This is a genomic window from Sutterella parvirubra YIT 11816 (genome assembly GCF_000250875.1).
Lineage (GTDB): Bacteria > Pseudomonadota > Gammaproteobacteria > Burkholderiales > Burkholderiaceae_F > Sutterella > Sutterella parvirubra.
Genome location: NZ_JH604964.1, coordinates 5,364 through 7,482, shown reverse-complemented (window position 1 = coordinate 7,482; position 2,119 = coordinate 5,364). Strand labels below are relative to the sequence as shown.

Here is a 2,119-nt window from a genome sequence, read left to right as displayed (position 1 = left end):
GCCGCCCCGGCAAACCCGGCCAGCAGACGACGGCGCTTCATCGTACGGCTCCCGCGCCGGACCCGGCCCGACGGAGCAGTTCCGCGATCGCGACCGCGCTCTTGACGCCGAGCTTTTTCGTGACGTTCCCGCGGTGCATCTTGACGGTGACGAGCGAGATGCCGAGTTCGTCCGCGATCTGCTTGTTGAGGAGGCCCTTGGCGACGCCTTCAGCGACGTCGCGCTCGCGCGCCGTCAGCTGCGCAATCAACGCCACCGCGTCGGTTTCGGCGCCTTCGGACGCCGCCTCGATGCTCTTTTCGCAGGCCTTCCGGACGGCCTCGATCAGCACCTGCGGATCAGCCGGCTTGACCAGGAAGTCCTCCGCCCCGCGGTGCACGGCCTGCATCGCCATCGGGATGTCGCCGTGCGCGGAGAGGAAGATGATGGGGAGCGTTTCGGAGCGCTCCACCATCGCCTCCTGGAGTTCCATCCCGGTCATGCCGGGCATGCGCTGGTCCAAGACCAGACACCCGGGCCGGGTGGCGTCGTCCAATTCCAGAAAGCTTTCGGCGGAGGCGTACGTGAGCACGTCGAAGCCCGCCATCCGGAGCAGGAAGGCCGTGCTTTTGAGGAGTTCCTCATCGTCGTCCACCAAGCGCACCAGCATCGTCGTCATCGTTTCGTCTCCGGATTCGTGCCGTCCGCGGACGGCGTGTTCTTCGTCAGGCGGGCGGCGGATTCATCGGATTCGGCTTCCGCGCCCGGCTCGATGCCGTCCCAAAGCGGCACCGAGAGCTTCGCCGCCACCCCGTGCGGGGTGCGGCGGGTGAATTTGAGGGCCGCGCCGTGGCGGTCGGCGATCCCGCGGCAGATCGAGAGCCCGATCCCGAGCCCCTCCCGCTTGATGGAGTCGCCCCAACCGGTGAGCCGCGCGAAGGCTTCGTCCGTGAGCGCGGGCCCGTTGTCCTCGACCGTCACGACCGCCTTCCCGTTCTTCTCTTCCAGGCTCACGCGCACGGCGGGATCCGCCGCGTCGTTCGTGGTGGCGGCATGCGACGCGTTTCTCACGAGGTTGAGGATCAAAAGCTCCAACTCCAAGGCATCGCCCCAGACGGTGAGCGACACGTCCTCTTCAGAACCGGCGCCCAAGGCGCCGCCCGGCACCAGCTGCACGGGCGCGCACCGGCTGTCGTGGCGGCGCGCGTAGTCGACGGCGCGGCGCACGGCGTCGGTCAGATTCGTCTCGCCGTGCTTTCGGGCGCCCGCCTTGGCGTAGCTCCGCACGCGCTCGACGATCCCCGCGGCGCGGGAGGCTTCCTCGTCGATGGCGGAGAGGACTTCGAGCGTCATCGGGTCGGGGTTCGGCGTCATCTTGGCGCGAAGCTGGAGGCCCCCGACGTAGTTCCTCACCGCCGCCAGAGGTTGTTTGAGTTCGTGCGCGAACATCCCGCTCATCTGCGAGATGATCCCGGCGCGCTCGACGGCGGAGAGGCGCTCGCGCCCGCGCTTGGCTTCTTCTTCCATGCGGTCGCGCTCGTGGAGGGCTTCGGTCAGTTCGGACGTTCTGACGCGCACGAGATGGTTCGCGCGCACGCTGTGGAGCACCAGGAGGAGCAGAAGCAGCAGCGCCGCCGCCACCTTGTCCATGTGGCGTTCAATGAGGCGCCTGACGCTTCGCTCACCCAAATGGGCCCAGGGGCCGATTTCGAGCTGCTCCATCGCGTCCCGCACTTCGCGGAGGTCGACGCGAAAGTCCCACCGTTCGCCCGTGCGGGCGGCGATGCCCTCACCCTTTTCCTCGCCCTCCGTCTCAAAGACGGCGGCCGCCAATTGGCGGAGCGTGTCGTTCGGGGCGGAAGGCGCGTAGCCCAGCATCCAGTCGGGGTAGCGCACGGTGGTGGAGAGGCACCGGCCGGGGGCGTTCCCCGGGCTCGGCTCCTGTCCGGCGTTTTCAGCGACTCCGGCGTCTTCAGTGTTCTGCGCGGGCCCGGAGGGTTCGCCCGAAGCCGCCTTCGTTTCCTTCACCGCCTCTTCGGGCTCGGGCCGGAGCGCCGTCACCGGCGTGAAGCGGTCGGGGTCGATGAGGCCGTCGACGTGAAGGCGCTCCCAGAGGCACCCCGGGAGCAGCGCCGCGTCG

General features: G+C 68.8%; 2 protein-coding genes. Both read right to left on the bottom strand.

Going from position 1 to position 2,119, the window contains the following annotated elements; translation table 11 throughout:
• Window positions 1-37: 37 nt before the first annotated feature.
• Complete coding sequence (locus HMPREF9440_RS05535) at window positions 38-658, bottom strand: response regulator transcription factor (protein WP_008542290.1); 621 nt, start codon at window positions 656-658, stop codon at window positions 38-40.
• A partial coding sequence (locus HMPREF9440_RS05530; RefSeq protein WP_008542289.1) for a sensor histidine kinase occupies window positions 655-2,119 on the bottom strand: 1,465 nt, incomplete at its 5' end. The genes HMPREF9440_RS05535 and HMPREF9440_RS05530, both read right to left, overlap by 4 nt.